Genomic DNA, 18,666 nt, shown 5'->3' with positions numbered 1-18,666 from the left:
CGCCGGCCTCCCCGGCCGGCGCCCCGGCCCCACCGTCCTGACTCAGTGAACCACTGCGGCGGACGGCCGCCCCTGCGGCCGTCCGCCGTCCACCCCTCATCCCACCGGAGGACTGCGACGATGCGCGCACGAATCGCCTTCCCGGCCGCCCTGACCGCCCTGACCGCCCTCGGACTCCTGCTGCTGGCCCCCGCCGCGGCCCACGCCCACGGCGACACCGTCAAAGTGGTGGTGACCGGGCAGCGGGAAGGCCGTGTGACCGCGGACGTCACCTGGGAGAACGACGGGGACGCCGTCGAGGAGGCGGTCGCCGCCACGGTGAACGCGGTCAGCGGGGACGGCACCCGCACCCTCGGGCCCTGGCGGCTCATCCGCGACGCCACCGCCCCTCCGGCGGGCTGGACCACCGCGGAGGCGCTGCCGCCGGGTTCGTGGAAGGTCTCCATCGACGTGGGCTTCCCCGACCTCGGGCACGGCGAGCAGGAGGTCTCCGTTCCGGTGGTGGACCCGGCCCCCGCCCCGAGCGCCTCGGCCGCCCCCTCCGCGTCCACGTCCGCGCCCGTGTCCGCGCCCGGCGTTCCCGAGACCCCGTCCGCGTCCGCGCCCGCGGGTCCCGCGGCCCCCACGGCGTCCGCGCAGCAGGGCGGGGGAGCCGGAGGCGCCGCCTCGGGGGGTCCGCTCTGGTGGACCACGGCGGGTGTCGCGGCCACGGCCCTGGCGGGGGCGGCCGTCGGCCTGCTGCTGCGGCGGCGCCGGGCACGGCGGGACCGGGGCGCGGCATGATGGCGGTGTGATCACCATTCATCTGAAGTACGAGATCGACGTCGACAAGCTCGCGGACTTCGAGGAGTACGGGCGCCGCTGGGTCCGGCTGGTGCACCGTTTCGGCGGGACCCACCACGGCTACTTCCTGCCCAGTGAGGGCGACAGCGACATCGCCTACGCCCTCTTCTCCTTCCCCGGCTTCGCCGCCTACGAGCAGTACCGCACCGACAGCATGTCCGATCCGGAGTGCCAGGAGGCGTTCGAACTGGCGCGCCGCACCCGCTGCATCAAGCGGTACGAGCGGCGCTTCCTCCGGCCCCTGGAGGGCACCGCCTGAGGAGACACCGCCGGAGCCGCCGTCACGGGGCGCCGGCGTGCCCGTCCTCCTCGGCGTGCGGCCGCCGGGGGTGCGGTCGGCCACGATCGTCATCGGCTGCGTCCACCCAGGGTGACCGGCGCCCGCTCCTCGCGGGTCACGTGCGGATCCACCTCCCCGCCCATGCATGATGGCCGCCGAAAGCCGCACCGATCCCGTCCTGCGGCGCCTCCCTGGGGAGTCCGTTTGCCTCCGCACGCCCTCCGCCGGTCCTGGCCCGTCCTCGGCTCCGTCCTCGTCGCCCTCGCGCTCGCCGCGGGCTGCGCAGGCACGTCCGGGCCGCAGCCGCGCGGGCACCAGGCGCCGCCGCTCCGGGCCACGGCCGACCTCCTCGACCCGGCACAGGTCGTCAGCCGCAACGGGGTGCTCCGGACGAGCATCGCCGTCGAACGGAAGAAGGTGCGACTGGCCGGGAGCGACGTGTGGGCGCTGACCTACAACGGGCTGTACATGCCCCCCACCCTGCGGCTGAAGCCGGGCGACCGCATGGAGATCGCTTTCGAGAACAAGCTCGACCAGGAGACGAACCTGCACGTGCACGGGATGCACGTGTCGCCCGGCGAAGCCGCCGACAACGTGTTCCTCTCCGTCGGACCGGGCGAGACGTTCGCGTACCGCTACGCCTTCCCGAAGGACCTGAGACCCGGGACGTACTGGTACCACCCGCACGCCCACTCCCTCTCGACGGCCCAGGTCGCCGGCGGCATGGCGGGGCTGGTCGTGGTCGACGGACTCGACGCCCACCTGCCCGAGCCGCTGCGCGGGATCACCGAACGCACCGTCGCGCTCAAGGACTTCCAGATCGACGGCGACGCGGTCAAGACCGCCGGCCTCACGATGAACGCGGAGACGACGCGTACGGTCAACGGCCAGGTGAACCCCCGCATCCGGATCCGGCCCGGTGAGACCCAGCTGTGGCGGATCGCGAACATCGGGGCCAACATCTTCTACAAGGTGGCCCTGCCCGGTTCGGTCTTCCACGTCGTCGCCCAGGACGGCTACCCGGTGAAGGAGGTGTACGGCGCCGAGTCGCTGGTGATCCCGGCGGGCTCCCGGTACGACGTGCTCGTCCAGGGCGGCCCGGCCGGCACCACGGAGCTGCAGACCCTCCCCTACGACTCCGGGCGCACGGGCGGACAGTTCCCGCAGGCCACCCTGGCCACCGTGGAGTCCGCGGGCGAACCCGTGGAACCGGCCGAGCTGCCGACCGCCTTCGCCCCGGTCGAGGACCTCGGCCAGGAGACGCCCGCGGACTCCAAGACCATCACCTTCACCGAGAACCGGGACAACACGCTCTTCTACGTGAACGGCAAGCAGTTCGACCACAACCGCGTCGACTTCCGGGTCAAGCTGAACACGGTCGAGGAGTGGACGATCAGGAACAACAGCCAGGAGGACCACTCGTTCCACGTCCACACCAACAGCTTCCAGGTGATGAGCGTCAACGGGCAGCCGCAGCCGGCCAACGGCTTGCGCGACACCGTGCTCGTCCCGGCCCGCGGAAACATCGTCGTCCGCACCCGCTTCCTCGACTACCCGGGCAAGACCGTCCTGCACTGCCACATCCTCAACCACGAGGACAGGGGCATGATGGCGGTGCTCCAGATCGACGAGTAGCCCGTCACAGCAGGCGGGCCATGCCGACCGAGTACGGCGCGGTCTCGGCGAAGCCGAACTGCGCGTAGAGGCGGCGGGCTTCGCCGTCGGCGATGAGCGACACGTAGGTGCCCTCCGGTGCGCGCCGTTCCAGCTCCGCGGTCAGCGCGGCCATGATCCGCTTTCCGAGTCCTCGGCCCTGGTGGTCCGGGAGCACGCAGACGTCGACGACCTGCAGGAAGCAGCCGCCGTCCCCGATGATGCGGCCCATGCCGACCGTCTCCCCCGCGTGCTCGACCGTCACGCAGTACCAGGAGTGGGGCAGGCCGATCGCCGCCCCCTCCACGGTCTTCGCGCCGAGCCCGGTCTCGCCGCGCAGCCGACGGTACGTCTCGATGCCCGGCAGCCCCGCGGCGATCTCGTAGGGCGGATCCTGGGGCGAGGTGGGCTTCCCGTCCACGTGTGGCCTTCCTTGGGACGGGGGCCTGCACCCCCTTCGAACACCGAGCGTCCACCGTACCGCCCGGGCGAACTGCGTTCCTGCGCGGGCGGATTCGTTGGAGCGGACCGCGGGTCCACCCGGCCGGACACGGTCGCCTTGCCCCGCGCCCGTGTCCCGCTGCCGCGGCGGTCGTTGTACGTGACGGTCAGCGAAGTGACACCAGACGGCGGGGCTCGTACGAGTCCCGCCGTCGGTGCGCTCCCCCGGACCTGGCCCCCGGCTCCCCGTAGGCTCTCGGCATGACGACCCATGACTGCATCGTGGTGACCACCACCCATGACGCCGAGGACCAGGCCCGGGGCCTGGCGGCCGCCGTGGTCCGCGAGCGGCTGGCGGCCTGCGCCCAGGTGTACCGCGTGGGCTCCGTGTACTGGTGGGAGGGGGAGGTCCGGGAGGCCGACGAGTGGCGCATCGACTTCAAGACCCGGGCCGAACTCGCCGCGCCGCTGGAGGCCTTCATCACGGAGCACCACGGGTACGACACCCCCGAGGTGGTCGGCGTACCCCTGGTCACCGGGAGCGCCCCCTACCTGGACTGGGTACGGGCCGAGACCGCCCGGGGACCGGCCACGGCCGCCCACCGGTAGCCGGGCCTGCAGGTCCGGACCCGCTGACCGCGCCGCCCTGCGGACCGCCGGGGCGGTGTCAGTCGGCTTGGGAGGGCTGCGGGGCGGGGACCGGGCCGGCGTAGCACCGGACGGCGACGGTCTGCCGAGGGCCCCACTGCTGTGCGACGGTGGCCAGGTGCTCCCAGCCCATCCGCTCGTACAGGGCGGCCGCCGCCGTGTCCGAGACCACGACATCGAGCACCGGGTGCAGGCCCCGGGCCCGTGCCTCCCGTACGGCCTGCGCCAGCAGCAGCGCACCGATCCCCCGGGCCCGCGCGGTCGGCGCGACGAACAGCCGGTTGACCACCGCTGCCCGGTCGGCGTCCACGCCCTCGCGGCTGCCCCACAGGCCCGGAGCCAGGTCGTCCGTCCCGCTGCGGGACAGGCCGACATGGCCGACGACACGGCCGTCCACTTCGGCGACCCAGGCCGCCAGCAGCGACGACGGCGTCAGCCAGCCGCCGGGGTCCTCGGGCCAGTTCACGGGATAGCCGCTGTGCCCGTGGACCGCGGCGAGTGCCTGGACACACGCGTCGAGGTCGCCGTCGAAGCGGCGCCGGACCCGGCAGGGCGGGCCGGCGGCGGGTGCGCGGTCGCTGTCCTTGTTCACCTCGGCATGAAAGCACGAGCGGCAGCCGGCGCCGGACCGCGATCGGGAGTGACTGGTGGTGTGACCAGTGCTGTGACCGGAAAGGTTTGCCGCCCGGGCCGGGTCGCGGTGTCCGGTGCGGTGCATCGCAAGGCGGAGGGCCACGTCTCGTACTGGACGTACGTGCGTGGTCCGACAACGCCGCGAGGCGCCGTGCCGGGCGCCGCGACCCGGTGAACCTTTCCGGTCACAGCACTAGACGGCTCCGCACACCTGGGCTGCGTACAGGACGACGAGTCCGACCACGCAGGCCACCACCAGCCATGAGCGGAGGCTGGTGTGCCGGGGTCGGCGGCCGGCGCGGTTCGGCCGGGGGCGGCCGGCGGGGCGGGCGGCTGCGGTCGGTCCGGCTGCGGTCTCGGCGAGCAGGCGGCGGCAGACCGCAGCGAGCTCCCCGGTGCCCGAGGAGAGGCGGGCGACGGCTTCCGAGCGGGCCGGGGCGGTGGTACCGCCGTCGAGGATCCGGCCGGCGCGCAGCAGGACCTCGTCCCGGCCGGCGCCGGTGGAGAGGCTGATCCAGCGCTGGACGTGCTCCCCCCGGATGACGACGCCCCCGGAGCGGTCCCGGTACACCGTGTGCTCCCGCCACAGCACCTCGGCCAATTCGTCTGCCGTCTCCCGAAGTTGCGTGCTCATCCCGTCTCCCCCACTCAGCAGCACCATCGAACAGACAGGGGACTCTAGTACCTGTCACTCCCCGCCCCGGAGGCGGGGCCCCGCACGCGTGCCGCTCCGCCGGAGCGTCGGGGCACGGGCCTCGTGGGGCGGCTGCTCGGGGTGCGGTTGCACTCCGCCGCGGGCAGGGGGCCGTTCAGGGCAGGTCTGCGGTCGGAGGGTCCACCTGGTAGACGTGGGGCGCGTCCGCCTCCCACTCCAGCAGCGGCACGTCCCCGAGGACCACGTCGTCCGGGTCGGGCAGCCCGGCCTGCCGCAGCAGGGCGATGACGTCCTCGTCCGAACGGGCCAGCCCCAGGTGCGCCTCACCGATCCCGGGGGTGCGCAGGGTCACCCGGCGCCCTCCCGACGGGAAGATGCGGTGCACGACGACGGGTGCATGGTGCATGCCACCAGCCTCGCCCCGGCGGGCGCGGCCCGCATCCGCAGGCGGGCGGCGGGCCCGCGGGGGCGCCGGCCGGCGGGTCCCGTACAGCGGCGGTACGGCTGCCGGGGACCTGCCCGCGGTGCGACTGCGGGGGGCGCCGGTCAGGGGGTGGGAACGGCCGGTGCGGACTCCGCGACACGGAAGGTCGAGGGGTCCGGGTAGGTGGCCTTCTCCGCCTGGAGGACCTCCTCCACCTGGGCCGTGAACTCGGGTCCGAAGAGGTCGACGGTCTGCAGCAGGCGCAGGCCGCGCAGCGTGGGGTCGAGCAGGGGGCGGCCCATCCGGGACCCGCCGCCGCTCACGGCGGCGAAGCCGGCCCGGGCCGCCGCCAGCCTGCCCTCCACCCGGTCCCCCAGGCCGGCGACCGCGTAGCCGGTGATCAGTGCGAGGTCCGTGAGGAACTTGCGGGCCCCGCGGGCCATCTCCTCGGCGCCCTGAAGGGTCTGGACGCTGCCGCCGGCCACCTTGAAGTCGTCGCTGATGCGCTTGGGGCCGCGCGCCTCGTACACCCCGAGCGCCTCTTCGAAGAGCCGTCCGGCCTCGTCCACCGTTCTCATCGCCGCCACCAGCTGGTCGATGTCGATCTCGCGCGTCACGCTGCCTCCCGGTCCGGAACTGTGCTGATCAGACCGTAGGAGGCGAAAGCTGCCTGCGGAACACCCCTGCCGCAGGTAAATGCCTGAGCCACGCGCCCGCCCCTGCCTGCGTGCATGCGCATCCCGCGCCGACCCCCCGGCATCGGCCGGGAGGCCGGCGGTGGGACCGGCAGCCTCCGCCGTGCCGCCCTGCCCGAAAACGATCCCCAACTCGGCCTGCGCTCTTGCCAGTTGGTATGTCCCTGCCAGCAATGCGCATGACAAACCGAAGGATCTTCGGTCGCTCGTCACCAGAGGGGAACCCCCACATGAACAAGCCTCTCGCCGGCGCCGCGCTCTCCCTGCTCCTCATGGGAGCCGCCGCCGCACCCGCCGTCGCCGCACCGGCACCAGCCGTCCCGGCGGTTGCGGTCACCTATGCCGGAACCGTCGCCCTCAGCAACTGCTCCGGCTCCGTCGTGCGCGCCCCGGGCTCCCAGCCCGACGACCCCGCGCTGGTCCTGTCCAACGGGCACTGCCTGGAGAGCGGCATGCCGGCCGCCGGTGAGGTCGTCAAGGACAAGGCCTCCTCCCGCTCCTTCTCCCTGCTGAACGCGGCGGGCACGAAGGTGGCGACCCTGCGAGCCAGCAAGATCTCCTACGCGACGATGACGGACACGGACGTCTCGCTGTACCAGCTGACCAAGTCCTACGCGCAGATCCAGAGCCAGTACGGGATCGCTCCGCTCACCCTCAACGACGTCCGGCCGGCGCAGGGTGCGTCGATCAAGGTGGTGTCCGCCTACTGGAAGCGGACCTACAGCTGCTCCGTGGACGGCTTCGCCTACCGGCTCAAGGAGGGCGGCTGGACCTGGAAGGACTCCGTCCGCTACACCTCCTCCTGCAACACGATCGGCGGCACCTCCGGCTCGCCGGTGATCGACACGTCGACCGGCAAGGTGGTCGCCGTCAACAACACGGGCAACGAGGACGGCGGGCGCTGCACGGTGAACAACCCGTGCGAGGTCGACCAGAGCGGCGCCGTGACGGTCCGCCAGGGCATCAACTACGCCCAGCAGACGTACATCCTGGTGCCCTGCATCGGCCCGGGCAGCACCGTGGACCTGAACCGCCCCGGCTGCACCCTGCCCAAGCCGTGAACCCGCCGCGCCGCCCGGCCCCCGGCACGGGCGCCGGGCGGCGCGGCACCGACGGGAGCGGCACCGACGGGAGCGCGGTCGACGGAGGCGGCGTGCCGGTCAGGCAGAGTCGGCCGGTGCGGCCGGACCCACCGGCTCCACCGGCTCCATGGGACTTGGCGGACCCACCGGACCCACCGAACCGACCGGACCCGGCTCCGCCGGCAGGAACTTGCCCGACTTGAGCCTCAGCTGCTCGCTGAAATACTGCTCCGCGTCGGGCCGCATCCGGGCGAGGGCGACCATGGCGGTGATGACCACGTCGCACACCTCGTCGTGGACGTCCTCCCAGCTGTGGGAGTGCCCCTTGCGCGGGTTGGTCCCCTTGGCCCCGATCACCGCCTGGGCCGCCTCACCGAACTCCTCGCCGATCTTGAGCACTTGCAGGATGTGGCTCTCCTGCGGGGGCATGCCCCGCTCGGCGTCGGCCGCGTCGAAGCAGGCGGCGAGTTCACTGACGGTGTCCCATGCGGCGGTCATGGTGCGGGGTCCTCCCTGTTCGCGCGCGGACGCGCACAACGGCCCCGGCAGCAGGCGGATTCGGCCTCCCGGCCCCCCGTCGGGCGGAGCAGCACCATACTCGGAGCATGGCCGACATCTTGACTTGCGCGCGCGGGCCCCGCCCCGGGCCCGCCGACTCCCGGGCGGCGTGAGGCGCGTGGAACTGCACATCGACCACCGCTGGCTGCTTGAGCGCCAGGAAGCCCTGTTCAAGGATGTGGCGGTCGCCGACCACTCGGCGCTGTCCGCCGCCGTGGCCCGGCACCGGGTGAACACGCCCAGCCTGCAGGTGGACTCCCCCGACGCCTACTGGCGCGCCGCCGCGCTCTTCGAGGCCATCGTCCTGCTCCGCCCGCTCCCGGCCGACAACGAGTTCTTCGCCTACGGGGTCGCGGTCGCCTACATCGAAGCGTCCGGCCACACGGTCGAAGCCCCGTACGCACACTGGCGTGACCTCGTCACGGCAGTCCGGTCCCTGCGCCTGACGGTCTTCGACGTGGCCGACCGACTGCGCTCCTGGCAGGCGGACTAGGCCGTCTCCGAGACGGCCTGGGGGTCCTGCCGACCGGGCCGTGCACGGGTTCAGCGCACGGCCTCGCGAGGTCAGCGTCTGCGCGCGGCCGGGCTGTTCACCAGGAGTGCGTCGCTGACGAGGCGGGCACCGCGGGAGAGCCTGCCGAGCTGTTCGAGCTCCACGGCGTACATCCGGATGGTGTTCTCGATGACGGACTCGGCCATTCCGAGCGTGGGCAGTTCGGCCCGGCTGGTCTGGAGCGCCACCCGGACGGCGCGCATCTCGTGCTGCAGCTGGAGCTGGACGTGCCGGGCGAGGAGGGCATGGTGGCGGGTCAGGGTCAGATAGCTGCCGTAGCGGGCCGGCAGCAGCTCGCGGAGCCAGCGGGTGGCCGAGCGTTCCCAGTCGTGGGTACCGGGCGCCTTGACCTGCAGGGGCCAGTCCGGGCTGCGTGTGATGGTGGCCGTCTGGGGCATTCTCGTCACTTCCGAGTGGTGTCGAACTCTGACCGAGATGGTGCTGGGGGCGGCCTCGGCCCAGGGGTTGACCGAGGCCGCCAGGGGAGCTCTTCGGGATCCGAGGGCCTGACTCGACCCGCAGCGTGACGTGAGGAGGAGTGCATCACGCTGCGTGTCCGTTCTAGGGGGACGTGGGGACGTCCTCCTTGGCATCTGGTGGATCCGGAGCGCCGCCGTCAGTAAACATATATACCGTCGAGTACGCAAGCGCATGAAAAATTTCATACGCTGAGTGGCGTGAATATATTCCACCGGATCACGCCCGGAAACTGCCTACAGGAAGAAACCGTGCTGGTCAGCGGCCTGCTCATAACTTTCGAGCCGGGCCTGCGTCCGCTCCGGGTCCGCGTCGGCCATGGCTTGAAGTAGGGCGGCGGACAGCATGCCGGGGGCGGCATACGAGTCGAAGACCAGCCGGGACCCCGTCCCCGCGGTCAGCGCCACGTCCGCCTCGTCCACCAGCGGACCCAGGGTCGGGTCCGTGATCAGCACGACCCGCAGGCCGGTGCTGCGGGCGGCCCGGACCGCGGCCAGGGTCTCCTTGGCGTGCCGCGGCATGGCGAAGGCCAGGACCCAGCTGCCGCCCGCCGCCCGGGACTGGAGCAGGGCGTCGAAGGCGACGCTGCCGCCGCGGGTCACCAGCCGTACGTCGGGGTGGATGCGCCGCGCCGCGTAGGCGAAGTACTCGGCCAGGGAGACCGAGATCCGCAGGCCGAGGACGGTCAGCGGCACCGACCTGGCCAGCTCGCGGCCGATGTCCAGCACCTGGTTGGTGTCGGCGAGGAGCCTGCGTACGCTCTCCAGGTTCTCGATCTCCGCGTCCACGGCGGCCTGGAGTTCGTTGCGGCGGATCTCCTCGCGGCTGTCCGGGGACCCGGCGACCGCACTGAGCGCGATCGGCTGGAGCACCTCGCGCAGGGCGGGGTAGCCGCTGTAGCCCAGGGAGACGGCGAAGCGGGTCACGGACGGCTGGCTCACGCCCACCCGCTCCGCGAGCTCGGTGATCGACAGGAACGCGGCCTCGGTGAGGTGGTCGATCATGTACTGGGCGATCCGCCGCTGCCCCGGGGAGAGCCGGTGGCCGTCGAACAGGGCCAGGAGCCGGTCGGCGGGGGCACGTCCCTGCTCCGATGACGGCTGCCCGCTCGGCGTGATCGCGGCCGCCTGTGCGCGTGCCTGCTGCTGGCCCGATGACACCCGAGGGCCTCCTTCTCATGTCACTCGTGTTCAAACATAGCTCACGCCCCGTGTTCGGCGTACCGGCCCGCGTACCGGCCCGCCTCCCGTCCGGGCCGGGCGCGCCGAGGGCGCGGCCGGTGCCGGCCGCGCCCTCGGCCCGGGACCCGGCTCTGCCCCGGGTCCGATCGGTCTCCGTCAGTTCCAGTAGCGGCCGTGGGTCGGGCAGGTCTGTCCCGTGCCCCCGCAGGTTCCGCAGGTCCTGCCGCTGCGGCCGCGGCAGGACGGGCAGTTGACCACGGGCCGGCCGTCCTTGCGGCACTTCGCCCCGCTGCCTGCGCGGCCGGCGGCGAAGAGGCCGCCGCCGGTCGTGTAGGCCCAGTCCTTGCCGTGGCGCGGGCAGCGGTAGCCGGCGGTGCACCGGCTGCACCCCCGGTCGCAGCACTTTTCGAGCGTCTCGCCGTGGCGGCATTTCAGCTGGCTCATGCGTTCACCATCCTTGTCCCCTTCTCCCTGTGTTCCGTCTCTCCGCGCCCGTTCTCCCCGGGTCCGTTCTCCCCGGGCCCCGTCCCGACGTGCCCCGTCGGCGCGGCGGCGGGGCGGACGTTCCTCAGCCGGTCTTCCAGCTGCGGGTCCGCACGCTGCACTGAGCGAAGCCCAGTTGCAGGCCGCCGGCGAGGCCGATGGCGTTCCCCATCCACCGGCGGATGGCCCCCATGCGCCGGTCGAGGTAGACCTCGCCGGTGCAGCCCCGGTCGGTGGGGGTGAGGTCGACGAGGAAGCGGAAGTACGTGTCGATCTTGTTGCCGGCCGTGACGGTGAGCCCGCTGCGGTCCAGCCGGCTGAGGTAGACGGCCGCGGCCAGGCCGGGCTCGGTCACCTCGAACACGGGGTCGCTCAGCTGCTCGGACACCCCACTGAAAACGATCTTCAGGGTGTCCTCCACGGAGTGCGGCGAGTCGAAACTGCCGATGCGCTTGGTGAACGTACTCATGGGAACTCCTCGGTCTCGGTGGCTTGCGCCGTTCGGCCGGCCCCTCCCGCCCCTCGTCCGGGGTGCGCCGGTCCCCCGATGCTCGGGCCGGCGGGTCCCTCGCGTCTGTCCCCGGATTCCATGACAGACGGGGCCTGTTGGGCGGTAGTAGTGATGGGGAGCGGAAAGCCGCGCAGGGCGCGATCCCGAGGGGGACGGATGACCGGGTGCGAGACGGCCGGGACGCAAGAAGGCGGGGAGCCGGTCCGGCTCGCCGCCGTGGACGACCATCCCGTGGTGCGGTGGGGGCTGCGCAGCTGCCTCGCCGAACTCGCCCCGGACATCGAGTGGGTGGGTCTGGGGGTGGACGTGGGGGCGCTGCTGGCCTCGGCGTCCGCGACGCCCTCGGTCGTCCTGCTCGACATCGAGCTGGGCAACGGCAGCCAGGTCGAGGAGAACGTCGCCCGGCTGCGCGAGGCGGGGGCGCGGGTGCTGCTGTTCACCCAGGAGCACCGGCCGGTGGTGGTCCGCCGGGGCATCGAGGCGGGTGCGCTGGGCCTGGTCCTCAAGGAGGACCCGGAGACCGAGCTGGTGGAGGCGGTGCGTGCGGCGCACGCCGGTGAGTCGTACGTGTCCGGGCGGCTGGCGCTCCAGATCGTCAACGACCCGCGGGGCCGGGTGCGGCTGAGCGAGAAGCAGCTCGCGGTCCTGAGCCTGATGGCACGCGGGATGAAGGTCCCGCAGATCGCGGCGCGCCTGTTCATGACCCCCGCGACGGTCGGCACCCACCGCAAGCGGGCCCTTGAGGCCTTCTCGCGCCCCGACGGCCTCCGGCTGGCCGACAACAGCGAGCTGGTGTGGCGTTCCGTGGTCGACGGGCACATCGAGCTCGCCCGGGACCCGCGGCGTGAGCTGGACGGGCACATCGAGCTCGCCCGGGACCCGCGGCGTGAGCGGTGAACCGGGACACCTACCGCTTCGGGGTGGAGTGCGCGCTCCAACGGTCGTATGCGGGGCTGGCGTTGCTGTTCGGGGCGGTGTGGTCGGCGGTGGCGCTCTCGTCGGCCGCGTCCGCCGGAGTCCGCGATCCGCTGACGGCGGCCGCCTCGGCGGTGTTCGTCCTGCTGCTGGCGGTCACGGCGCTCCGGGGCCGGCGCACCGCGCTGTCCGGCCGGCAGGACGCGCCGGCGGCCCTGGGGGCGGCGCTGGCGGTCCACGCGGCGTACGCCGTCGAGCAGCCGCAGGCGCTCTCGGTGGGCCTGCGGAGCATGGCGACGGTGGCCGCGGTGCTGCTGGCGGTGGGCTTCCTCGGGGGCCGGGCCGGCCGGGCCGTCGCCCTGGCGGCCATCGCCGCGCAGGTGGCGGCGGGCGTGCGTGCGGACGGGGTGTTCGGGGCGCTGGAGGGGGTTTGGCCGGCCGCGGCCTCCGCGCTGGCGGCCGCGGCGCTGGCCCCCGCCCTGCGCGCGGCGGGGCTGCGGGCGGACGCCGCGGAGCGGGACAAGCGGGCCGCGGTGGCGCAGGCCGCGCAGGCGCAGGCGGCCCGCCGGGCGCACCGGGAGTTCCAGCGCCTGCTCCACGACGACGTGGGCGCTGCGCTGCGGGCCGCCGCCCGGCCCGGTGTCCCGGCGCAGGAGCAGCGCGCCCAGGCACGGCGTGCCGTGGCGGGGCTGACCGCGGGCCCGGTCGGGCCGGACGGGGCCGGGGCGCTGGTCGATCTCGCAGGCCGCCTGGGTGAGGGCGCCGTCGCGGGGGCCGTGGCCGCGGCGGCGGCCGCCGCGGGCCGCGGGGCGGGGCCGCGGGTGTCGGCCGAGCTGCCGGACGGGCCCGTGCTGGTGCCCCGCGAGGTGGGCGAGGCCTGTGTCCGGGCGGCGACGGAGGCGTTGAGCAATGCCGGGCGGTACGCCGACGCCACGCGGGTCCGGGTGCGGCTGGACGCCGACGCGTCCGCGGACCCCGGCGACTCCGGGGGCGGCGTCCTGCCGGGAGGGGCGGTCGGCGTGGCCCTGACCGTCTCCGACGACGGCGTGGGCTTCACCCCGGACCGGGTGGGCCCGGACTCCTTCGGGCTGCGGCGTTCGGTGCACCAGTGCATGGGGGACGTGGGCGGCACCGCCGAGGTGATCAGTGCGCCCGGCCGCGGCACCACGGTGCGCCTGCGCTGGCGGCCCGCCGGGGCCCGGTCGCGTACGGGCTCCGGTCCGGCGCGGCCGCGGGGCCAGGCGGCGACGATCCGGGCCGCGATCGGCGACGTCCGGCGGCCGCTGGCAGCCGTGTGCCTGCCGTTCCTGGCCGTCATGGCCTGCGTCGCAGCCGTGCACGCACCCCGTACCCCGGGCATGGTCTGGTACCTGCCCTGGTACGGGCTGCTCGCGGCGGCCACCGGCATGCTGCTGGCCCGGGCGGACCGCGGTGTGGGGGGCCGGGCCGCGCTGGGGTGGACGGTCTTCGCGGTCGGCGGCTCGCTCAGCAGCCTGCTGGTGATGCCGCCGGAGGGCATCGCCGACTACACCTCCTGGCCGATCGGCGCGATCACCCCGCTGCTGACCCTGCTGGTGACGGTCCGTCCGCGGCGGGAGGTGCTGTGGGCGCTGGCGTGTGAGGAGGCGGGCATCGTCGTGCTGATGGCGGCGCGGCCGCCGGAGGGGGCTTCGTCGCTGCAGGCCGTGACGACGGCGCTGCCGGCCCTGGCCGCCCCGGTGATGGGGGTGGTGATGGGCGCCGTGATCGGCCGCACGGTGGCCCGTCTCGGCGGGGCCGTCCTGGACGCCGAGGCCACCCGTACGGCCGTGGCGGCCGCCGAGTCCGCGGCGCGGGCGCGCCGGGCCGAGTACGGCAGACGGCTGGCCGACCTGGACGACCTGGTCCTGCCGTTCCTGCGGGTGCTGGCCTCGGGCCCGGTGGGGGACCTCGACGAGGTGCGGGGGCGGGCGAAGCGGCTCGGGCAGTCGCTGCGCGACGAGCTGCACCTGCCGGGGGTCATGGACCGGCCGCTGCGTTCCCTGGTCAACGCGGCGCGGGGGGCGGGCTGCACGGTGACCGTCCATGCCTACGCCGAGGAGGACGACGGGCCGGCCGCCGCCGGGGTGCGCCCGGAGCTGGTGCGCGGACTGCTGACGGCCGCCCTCCGGGACCGTCACCCGCCCGCAGAGCTGGTACTGAGCATCCAGTACGGGGTGCGGCGGGCGGGGGTCAGCCTGCTGGCCGTGCCGGGCGATCCCGGCCGGGCCGCCGCCCTGCGGGCGGTGCTCGCGGGCGAACGGGCGGAGGTGGAGGACTCCCCCGACCTCACCTGGGCCGAGGTCGACGTCGACCTGACCGCGACCGGCCCCGCAAGCACCGACCCCACCGGCCACGCGGCCACCGGCCCCACCAGCCACGCGACCACCGGCCACGCGGCCACCGGCACCGGCACCGGCACCGGCGCAGCCGAGTCCGCGGGCTGATCCGGCGCGCCGGGGCGCGGCAGGCACGCGGCGGGACCCGCACACGTGGTGTGCGGGTCCCGGCCGGCCGCTCGGTTCACCGCTTGCCGGGGCGTTCCCAGCGGTAGAACTCGTTGGCCATCGCGTCCTTCGGGCTGCGCCACGTCTCGGGGTCGTGCGGGCTGATGTAGGCGGTGAGGCGGTCGCTCAGGTCGCGGAACTCCGGGTGCTCGGTGACCTGCGCGATGGCGGGTCCCGGTGGCCGGTCGGAGTCGATGAGGTGCAGGTACACGTCGCCGAACTGGAACAGGCTGCGCCGGGTGACGCCGACCAGGGCGGGCAGTTCGCCCGCATCCGAGGCCGCGAAGAGCTCGGCGATGTTCGGTGCCGCGTCCGGAGCCATCCGGGCGACGATGAGGGCGCGGTGCATGGGGGACATCCGGTGCTCGCCTTTCGTTTCAGACGCGGCTGACGGCGGGGGTGCGGCTCTCGCGCTCGCGCTGTTCGATCTTGTCCCGGATGAGGGCCATCTGGATCGGCGAGTTGCGGTTGATGTTGTCGGTCATCCAGGCGTCGTCGACGGGGGCGTCCGGCTTCATCGCGAAGTCCTGGGTCCACTTCATCCGGGTGCCGCCGGGCACCTTGAAGTACTGCCAGTGGATGTCCATGTGCGCGAAGGGGCCGGTCTCCACGCGCCGGGCCCGGACCGTGAGGGCTTCGCGGTCGACGGTCCGCTCGGAGACCCAGCTCCACACCTTGCCGTTCTCGTCGGGGTGCATGGTCAGGCGGAAGGTGGTGGTGTCGCCGTCCTGCTCCAGCACCTCCAGCGAGGCGTACTCGCTGAACAGCTGGGGCCAGTTGGGGAGGTCATTGGTCATGTCCCAGACCAGCTCCACCGGGGCGTTGACGGTGATCTCGTTCTCGGTGTGCCCTGCCATGTCAGGCTCCTGTCATCAGGCTGTTGTTGACGAGGTCGAGGAATTCGCGGGGGGTCTTGCAGCGGTCGGCGTCGGTGGGCAGGGCCCGGCCGCGCCGGTTCTCCAGCTCGCCGACGATGCCGAGCAGGCCCAGGGAGTCGAGGCCGTACTCGTCGAAGGCGGCGTCCGCGCGGTCCGCCATCTCGGCGGGGTTGACGGTGATGCCGGCGGTCTTCATCAGGGCCGCCAGCTCCTCCATGGTCAGTCGGTCGGACATCGGGTCTCTCTTCCTACGAGGGGACTGCGCGGGCCGTCCGGCTAGGCGGAGGAGGCCCGTGCCGTGCGCAGGACGAGCGCGGAGTTGGAGCCCATCCGGCCGCGGCTCAGGACGAGCGCGGTGCGCAGCTCGGCGGGGCGGGCGCCGCCGGTCACCAGGTCGAGGTCGTGGCACACGTCGTAGACGTTCGGGGTCGGCGGGATCACGCCGTGCTCCAGGGCCAGGACCGCGGCCGCGGTGTCGAGGGCGGGCGCCGCGCAGTAGGCCCTGCCGGTACCGGTCTTGGGCGCCGTCACCGGCACCCGCCGGCCGTGGGCGCCGAGGGCGTCGGCCAGGGCGGCCGCCTCGGCGGCATCGGCCTCGGGTGTTCCGAGGGCGTCGGCGAAGACCACGTCGACGTCTTCCGGGGCGCATCCGGCTTCGCGCAGGGCGCCGCGGATCGCGTGCGCCAGTCCTTCCCCGGACGGGTCCCGTCGCCGGGTGCCGGTGAAGGTCCCGGCGTGGCCCGCGAGTTCGGCGCGTACGGTGGCGCCCCGGCGCAGTGCCTCGGCCTCGGACTCCACCACGAACATGGCGCCGCCCTCGGCGGGGACGTAGCCGGCGGCCTTCGCGGTGAACGGCCGGTAGGCCCGTTCGGGGTCGTCACCGGTGCTGAGGCCCTCGTACTCCAGCTGGCAGACGATGGAATAGGGGGCGAGCGGGGCCTCCGTGGCGCCGGCCAGCATGGCGCGGCTGCCCTGGCGGATGGCCCGGGTGGCGTGGGCGAAGGCGTCGAGGCCGCCGGCCTCGTCGCTGGCCACCACTCCGCAGGGGCCCTTGAACCCGCGGCGGATGGAGATCTGGCCGGTGCTCGCGGCGTAGAACCAGGCGATCGACTGGTAGGGCCCGACGTAGCGGGGTCCCTGCTCCCAGAGCCGCTGGAGTTCGCGCTGGCCGAATTCGCCGCCGCCGGATCCGGCGGCGGTGACGACGCCGACGGAGAAGGGCTCGTCCTCGTAGTCGGCCCGGCCGAGCCGGGCGTCCTCCAGGGCCAGGTCGGCCGCGGCGAGGGCGTGGTGGGTGAACCGGTCCGTCTGCACGAGGAAGCGCTCCTCGACCATGGAACCGGGTTCAAACCCGCGTACCTCTCCGGCGACGCGCAGCGGCAGGTGTTCGCAGCCTGCGCGGGTGACCCGGTCCAGCACGCTGAGCCCGGACTGGGTCGCCTTCCAGAAGGCGTCCGCGCCGATGCCGTTGGGCGCGACGACCCCGATGCCGGTGATGACCGTAGGGCTGGTCACGAGACCTCCTCCTTCGGCCGGGTCATGACGACGGCCGACTGGAATCCGCCGAAACCGCTGCCGACGGAGAGCACATGGCGCAGGGTGCGACCGCGGGCGGTGCGGGGCACGTAGTCCAGGTCGCACTCGGGGTCCGGGGTCTGGTAGTTCGCGGTGGGCGGCACCACCTGGTGCGTCATCGCGAGCACGCAGGCGGCCAGTTCGATGGCGCCGATCGCGCCGAGGGAGTGGCCCACCATCGACTTGATGGAGGTCATCGGCGTCTTGTAGGCGTGCTCGCCCAGGACCCGTTTGACGGCGGCCGTCTCGTGGCGGTCGTTCTGCTTGGTGCCGGACCCGTGGGCGTTGACGTAGTCCACGTCGGACGCGGAGACCCGGGCCTGGTCCAGGGCGGTTTCGATGGCCCGGGCCATTTCCAGGCCCTCGGCGGTCAGCCCGGTCATGTGGTGGGCGTTGCCGAAGGTGGAGTAGCCGCCGATCTCGCAGTAGACGGTCGCCCCGCGGGCGCGGGCGTGTTCCAGCTCTTCGAGGACGAGGACGGCGCCGCCTTCGCCGAGGACGAAGCCGTCCCGGTCGGCGTCGAAGGGCCGGGAGGCGTGGGCCGGGTCGTCGTTGTTCGGCGAGGTCGCCTTGATGGCGTCGAAGCAGGCCACCGTGATCGGCGATATGGGGGAGTCCGAGGCGCCGGCGATGCACACGTCCATCCGGCCCTCCGCGATGGAGTGGACGGCGTAGCCGATGGCGTCGAGGCCCGAGGTGCAGCCGGTGGAGACGGTCTGCACGGGGCCGCGGGCCCCCGTCTGCTCCGCGATGGCGGAGGCGAGGGTGGCGGGCGTGAAGGCGCGGTGCAGATGCGGTCCCGCGAGTTTGTGGTCCACGTCCCACCAGGCGCCCGACTGGCTCACGGCCACGTAGTCGTGCTCCAGGCGGGTGGTGCCGCCGACGGCGGTGCCGAGGGAGACCCCGGTCCGCCAGGCCTGGTCCGTGTCGAGGTCGAGTCCCGCGTCGCGCACCGCCTCCCGGGCGGCGACCAGGGCGAACTGGATGTACCGGTCCGCCCGCGCGGCCTCTTCGGGTTCCAGGCCGTGCGCGGCGGGGTCGAAGTCCACCTCCGCGGCTATGCGGGAGCGGAACCCCTTCGGGTCGAAGAGGGTGATCCCGCGGGTGGCCGTACGGCCGTTGGAGAGCAGGTCCCAGAAGGCGGTGACGCCGATTCCACCGGGGGCGACGACGCCGACCCCGGTGACCGCCACACGGCGGCGGTTCACGAGACCGCTCCCGTGCGGTCCGGGGGCTGCTCCCAGGCGGTGCTCTCCGGGTGCGGGGCCTCCTCGGTGTCCACGTGGCCGAGTTCCGGCCGGGGGGCGAGCGGGCCGAGGTGGAAGACCATGCGGGCCTCGGTGTCGCCGGTGTTGCGGAAGCGGTGGCGTACGTTCAGCGGGACGAGGAGTCCCTGGTCGGTGCGCAGCGGGTGGGGCTCGCCGTCGAGGTCGACTTCCAGGCGGCCCGCCACCACGTACACGAACTCCTCGGAGTACGGGTGGTAGTGCTCGGCGATCGACTCACCGGGGGCCATGATCGCCATGCCCATGAATCCGCTGGTCGAGCCCACCGAGGTCGGGGTGAGCACGGCCCTCAGGTCGCCTCCGCGCCGGCGGTTGGGCGGCGTCTCGCTGAGGTCCACGATGCGTGGGCGCTGTCTGGTCATGGCGGGTT

General features: G+C 73.6%; 24 protein-coding genes. 8 read left to right on the top strand and 16 right to left on the bottom strand.

The features are described 5' to 3' along the window. Positions 1-120: 120 nt before the first annotated feature. The 3 genes from ACLJTM_RS08775 (at position 121) to ACLJTM_RS08765 (ending at position 2,758) form a co-directional block, all read left to right on the top strand. Complete coding sequence (locus tag ACLJTM_RS08775) at positions 121-783, top strand: hypothetical protein (protein ID WP_411102865.1); 663 nt, start codon at positions 121-123, stop codon at positions 781-783. A gap of 7 nt (positions 784-790) precedes the next feature. Continuing rightward, entirely contained in the window at positions 791-1,102 is a 312-nt protein-coding gene (locus ACLJTM_RS08770; protein WP_411102864.1) for an NIPSNAP family protein, read from the top strand. 225 nt (positions 1,103-1,327) lie between these two features. Further along, positions 1,328-2,758, top strand: a complete 1,431-nt coding sequence (locus ACLJTM_RS08765) for a multicopper oxidase family protein (protein ID WP_411102863.1) — start codon at positions 1,328-1,330, stop codon at positions 2,756-2,758. A 4-nt stretch (positions 2,759-2,762) separates the two neighbouring features. Here ACLJTM_RS08765 and ACLJTM_RS08760 read toward each other — a convergent pair whose 3' ends face one another. Then, entirely contained in the window at positions 2,763-3,197 is a 435-nt protein-coding gene (locus ACLJTM_RS08760) for a GNAT family N-acetyltransferase (protein ID WP_411102862.1), read from the bottom strand. A gap of 281 nt (positions 3,198-3,478) precedes the next feature. On the opposite strand from ACLJTM_RS08760, the gene cutA reads away from it, so the two are divergent. Next, the gene (gene cutA / locus ACLJTM_RS08755; protein ID WP_411102861.1) at positions 3,479-3,826 is read left to right on the top strand and encodes a divalent-cation tolerance protein CutA; all 348 of its coding nucleotides are present in this window, start codon (positions 3,479-3,481) and stop codon (positions 3,824-3,826) included. 58 nt (positions 3,827-3,884) lie between these two features. Here cutA and ACLJTM_RS08750 read toward each other — a convergent pair whose 3' ends face one another. The 4 genes from ACLJTM_RS08750 to ACLJTM_RS08735 form a co-directional block, all read right to left on the bottom strand. Beyond that, positions 3,885-4,457, bottom strand: coding sequence for a GNAT family N-acetyltransferase (locus ACLJTM_RS08750; protein WP_411102860.1), 573 nt, complete (start codon positions 4,455-4,457; stop codon positions 3,885-3,887). A 234-nt stretch (positions 4,458-4,691) separates the two neighbouring features. Beyond that, positions 4,692-5,132 (bottom strand): hypothetical protein, encoded by a 441-nt coding sequence (locus ACLJTM_RS08745; protein WP_411102859.1) that lies wholly within the window; start codon positions 5,130-5,132, stop codon positions 4,692-4,694. A 175-nt stretch (positions 5,133-5,307) separates the two neighbouring features. Next, positions 5,308-5,559, bottom strand: a complete 252-nt coding sequence (locus tag ACLJTM_RS08740; RefSeq protein WP_411102858.1) for a hypothetical protein — start codon at positions 5,557-5,559, stop codon at positions 5,308-5,310. A gap of 140 nt (positions 5,560-5,699) precedes the next feature. Then, positions 5,700-6,194: a hypothetical protein gene (locus ACLJTM_RS08735; protein ID WP_411102857.1), complete on the bottom strand. Its 495-nt coding sequence runs from the start codon at positions 6,192-6,194 to the stop codon at positions 5,700-5,702. A 308-nt stretch (positions 6,195-6,502) separates the two neighbouring features. On the opposite strand from ACLJTM_RS08735, the gene ACLJTM_RS08730 reads away from it, so the two are divergent. Next, positions 6,503-7,333, top strand: coding sequence for a serine protease (locus ACLJTM_RS08730; protein WP_411102856.1), 831 nt, complete (start codon positions 6,503-6,505; stop codon positions 7,331-7,333). A gap of 99 nt (positions 7,334-7,432) precedes the next feature. On the opposite strand, the gene ACLJTM_RS08725 is transcribed toward ACLJTM_RS08730, so the two are convergent. After that, the gene (locus tag ACLJTM_RS08725; RefSeq protein ID WP_411102855.1) at positions 7,433-7,852 is read right to left on the bottom strand and encodes a MazG-like family protein; all 420 of its coding nucleotides are present in this window, start codon (positions 7,850-7,852) and stop codon (positions 7,433-7,435) included. A gap of 178 nt (positions 7,853-8,030) precedes the next feature. On the opposite strand from ACLJTM_RS08725, the gene ACLJTM_RS08720 reads away from it, so the two are divergent. Next, positions 8,031-8,405, top strand: a complete 375-nt coding sequence (locus tag ACLJTM_RS08720; protein WP_411102854.1) for a toxin Doc — start codon at positions 8,031-8,033, stop codon at positions 8,403-8,405. 71 nt (positions 8,406-8,476) lie between these two features. On the opposite strand, the gene ACLJTM_RS08715 is transcribed toward ACLJTM_RS08720, so the two are convergent. The 4 genes from ACLJTM_RS08715 to ACLJTM_RS08700 form a co-directional block, all read right to left on the bottom strand. Further along, positions 8,477-8,863 (bottom strand): hypothetical protein, encoded by a 387-nt coding sequence (locus tag ACLJTM_RS08715; protein ID WP_411102853.1) that lies wholly within the window; start codon positions 8,861-8,863, stop codon positions 8,477-8,479. A 315-nt stretch (positions 8,864-9,178) separates the two neighbouring features. Then, the gene (locus ACLJTM_RS08710; protein ID WP_411102852.1) at positions 9,179-10,102 is read right to left on the bottom strand and encodes a MurR/RpiR family transcriptional regulator; all 924 of its coding nucleotides are present in this window, start codon (positions 10,100-10,102) and stop codon (positions 9,179-9,181) included. Positions 10,103-10,279: 177 nt separating this feature from the next. Beyond that, complete coding sequence (locus tag ACLJTM_RS08705; RefSeq protein WP_411102851.1) at positions 10,280-10,567, bottom strand: hypothetical protein; 288 nt, start codon at positions 10,565-10,567, stop codon at positions 10,280-10,282. A gap of 124 nt (positions 10,568-10,691) precedes the next feature. Beyond that, the gene (locus ACLJTM_RS08700; protein ID WP_411102850.1) at positions 10,692-11,075 is read right to left on the bottom strand and encodes a hypothetical protein; all 384 of its coding nucleotides are present in this window, start codon (positions 11,073-11,075) and stop codon (positions 10,692-10,694) included. Between the two features lie 198 nt (positions 11,076-11,273). Between ACLJTM_RS08700 and ACLJTM_RS08695 the strand changes: the two genes are divergently transcribed. Continuing rightward, complete coding sequence (locus tag ACLJTM_RS08695) at positions 11,274-12,014, top strand: response regulator (protein WP_411102849.1); 741 nt, start codon at positions 11,274-11,276, stop codon at positions 12,012-12,014. Then, entirely contained in the window at positions 12,011-14,497 is a 2,487-nt protein-coding gene (locus tag ACLJTM_RS08690) for an ATP-binding protein (protein ID WP_411102848.1), read from the top strand. The genes ACLJTM_RS08695 and ACLJTM_RS08690 overlap by 4 nt, the downstream gene beginning before the upstream one ends. 76 nt (positions 14,498-14,573) lie before the next feature. Here ACLJTM_RS08690 and ACLJTM_RS08685 read toward each other — a convergent pair whose 3' ends face one another. The 6 genes from ACLJTM_RS08685 to ACLJTM_RS08660 are packed head-to-tail and all read right to left on the bottom strand — an operon-like array spanning position 14,574 to position 18,658. Next, entirely contained in the window at positions 14,574-14,906 is a 333-nt protein-coding gene (locus tag ACLJTM_RS08685) for a TcmI family type II polyketide cyclase (RefSeq protein WP_411103275.1), read from the bottom strand. 28 nt (positions 14,907-14,934) lie between these two features. Next, positions 14,935-15,414: an SRPBCC family protein gene (locus ACLJTM_RS08680; protein WP_411102847.1), complete on the bottom strand. Its 480-nt coding sequence runs from the start codon at positions 15,412-15,414 to the stop codon at positions 14,935-14,937. A 1-nt stretch (position 15,415) separates the two neighbouring features. Continuing rightward, positions 15,416-15,670, bottom strand: coding sequence for an acyl carrier protein (locus ACLJTM_RS08675; protein ID WP_411102846.1), 255 nt, complete (start codon positions 15,668-15,670; stop codon positions 15,416-15,418). Positions 15,671-15,711: 41 nt separating this feature from the next. Beyond that, positions 15,712-16,950 carry a beta-ketoacyl synthase N-terminal-like domain-containing protein gene (locus ACLJTM_RS08670; protein WP_411102845.1) on the bottom strand — a complete coding sequence of 413 codons (1,239 nt, stop codon included), beginning with the start codon at positions 16,948-16,950 and terminating at the stop codon, positions 15,712-15,714. Continuing rightward, the gene (locus ACLJTM_RS08665) at positions 16,947-18,218 is read right to left on the bottom strand and encodes a beta-ketoacyl-[acyl-carrier-protein] synthase family protein (RefSeq protein ID WP_411102844.1); all 1,272 of its coding nucleotides are present in this window, start codon (positions 18,216-18,218) and stop codon (positions 16,947-16,949) included. Before ACLJTM_RS08665 ends, ACLJTM_RS08670 begins: the two co-directional genes overlap by 4 nt. Beyond that, positions 18,215-18,658 carry a cupin domain-containing protein gene (locus ACLJTM_RS08660; RefSeq protein WP_411102843.1) on the bottom strand — a complete coding sequence of 148 codons (444 nt, stop codon included), beginning with the start codon at positions 18,656-18,658 and terminating at the stop codon, positions 18,215-18,217. The genes ACLJTM_RS08665 and ACLJTM_RS08660 overlap by 4 nt, the downstream gene beginning before the upstream one ends. Positions 18,659-18,666 lie beyond the last annotated feature (8 nt).

This window comes from Streptomyces sp. cmx-4-9, assembly GCF_046548835.1.
In the GTDB taxonomy this organism is placed as follows: Bacteria; Actinomycetota; Actinomycetes; order Streptomycetales; family Streptomycetaceae; genus Streptomyces.
This window is presented reverse-complemented; position numbering and strand designations above follow the sequence as displayed.

Coding starts and splice junctions, on each gene's coding strand:
- ACLJTM_RS08775 (WP_411102865.1), top strand. CDS start 121: ATGCGCGCACGAATCGCCTTCCCGGCCGCCCTGACCGCCCTGACCGCC.
- cutA (WP_411102861.1), top strand. CDS start 3,479: ATGACGACCCATGACTGCATCGTGGTGACCACCACCCATGACGCCGAG.
- ACLJTM_RS08745 (WP_411102859.1), bottom strand. CDS start 5,132: ATGAGCACGCAACTTCGGGAGACGGCAGACGAATTGGCCGAGGTGCTG.
- ACLJTM_RS08740 (WP_411102858.1), bottom strand. CDS start 5,559: ATGCACCATGCACCCGTCGTCGTGCACCGCATCTTCCCGTCGGGAGGG.
- ACLJTM_RS08730 (WP_411102856.1), top strand. CDS start 6,503: ATGAACAAGCCTCTCGCCGGCGCCGCGCTCTCCCTGCTCCTCATGGGA.
- ACLJTM_RS08725 (WP_411102855.1), bottom strand. CDS start 7,852: ATGACCGCCGCATGGGACACCGTCAGTGAACTCGCCGCCTGCTTCGAC.
- ACLJTM_RS08715 (WP_411102853.1), bottom strand. CDS start 8,863: ATGCCCCAGACGGCCACCATCACACGCAGCCCGGACTGGCCCCTGCAG.
- ACLJTM_RS08705 (WP_411102851.1), bottom strand. CDS start 10,567: ATGAGCCAGCTGAAATGCCGCCACGGCGAGACGCTCGAAAAGTGCTGC.
- ACLJTM_RS08700 (WP_411102850.1), bottom strand. CDS start 11,075: ATGAGTACGTTCACCAAGCGCATCGGCAGTTTCGACTCGCCGCACTCC.
- ACLJTM_RS08695 (WP_411102849.1), top strand. CDS start 11,274: ATGACCGGGTGCGAGACGGCCGGGACGCAAGAAGGCGGGGAGCCGGTC.
- ACLJTM_RS08685 (WP_411103275.1), bottom strand. CDS start 14,906: ATGCACCGCGCCCTCATCGTCGCCCGGATGGCTCCGGACGCGGCACCG.
- ACLJTM_RS08680 (WP_411102847.1), bottom strand. CDS start 15,414: ATGGCAGGGCACACCGAGAACGAGATCACCGTCAACGCCCCGGTGGAG.
- ACLJTM_RS08675 (WP_411102846.1), bottom strand. CDS start 15,670: ATGTCCGACCGACTGACCATGGAGGAGCTGGCGGCCCTGATGAAGACC.
- ACLJTM_RS08660 (WP_411102843.1), bottom strand. CDS start 18,658: ATGACCAGACAGCGCCCACGCATCGTGGACCTCAGCGAGACGCCGCCC.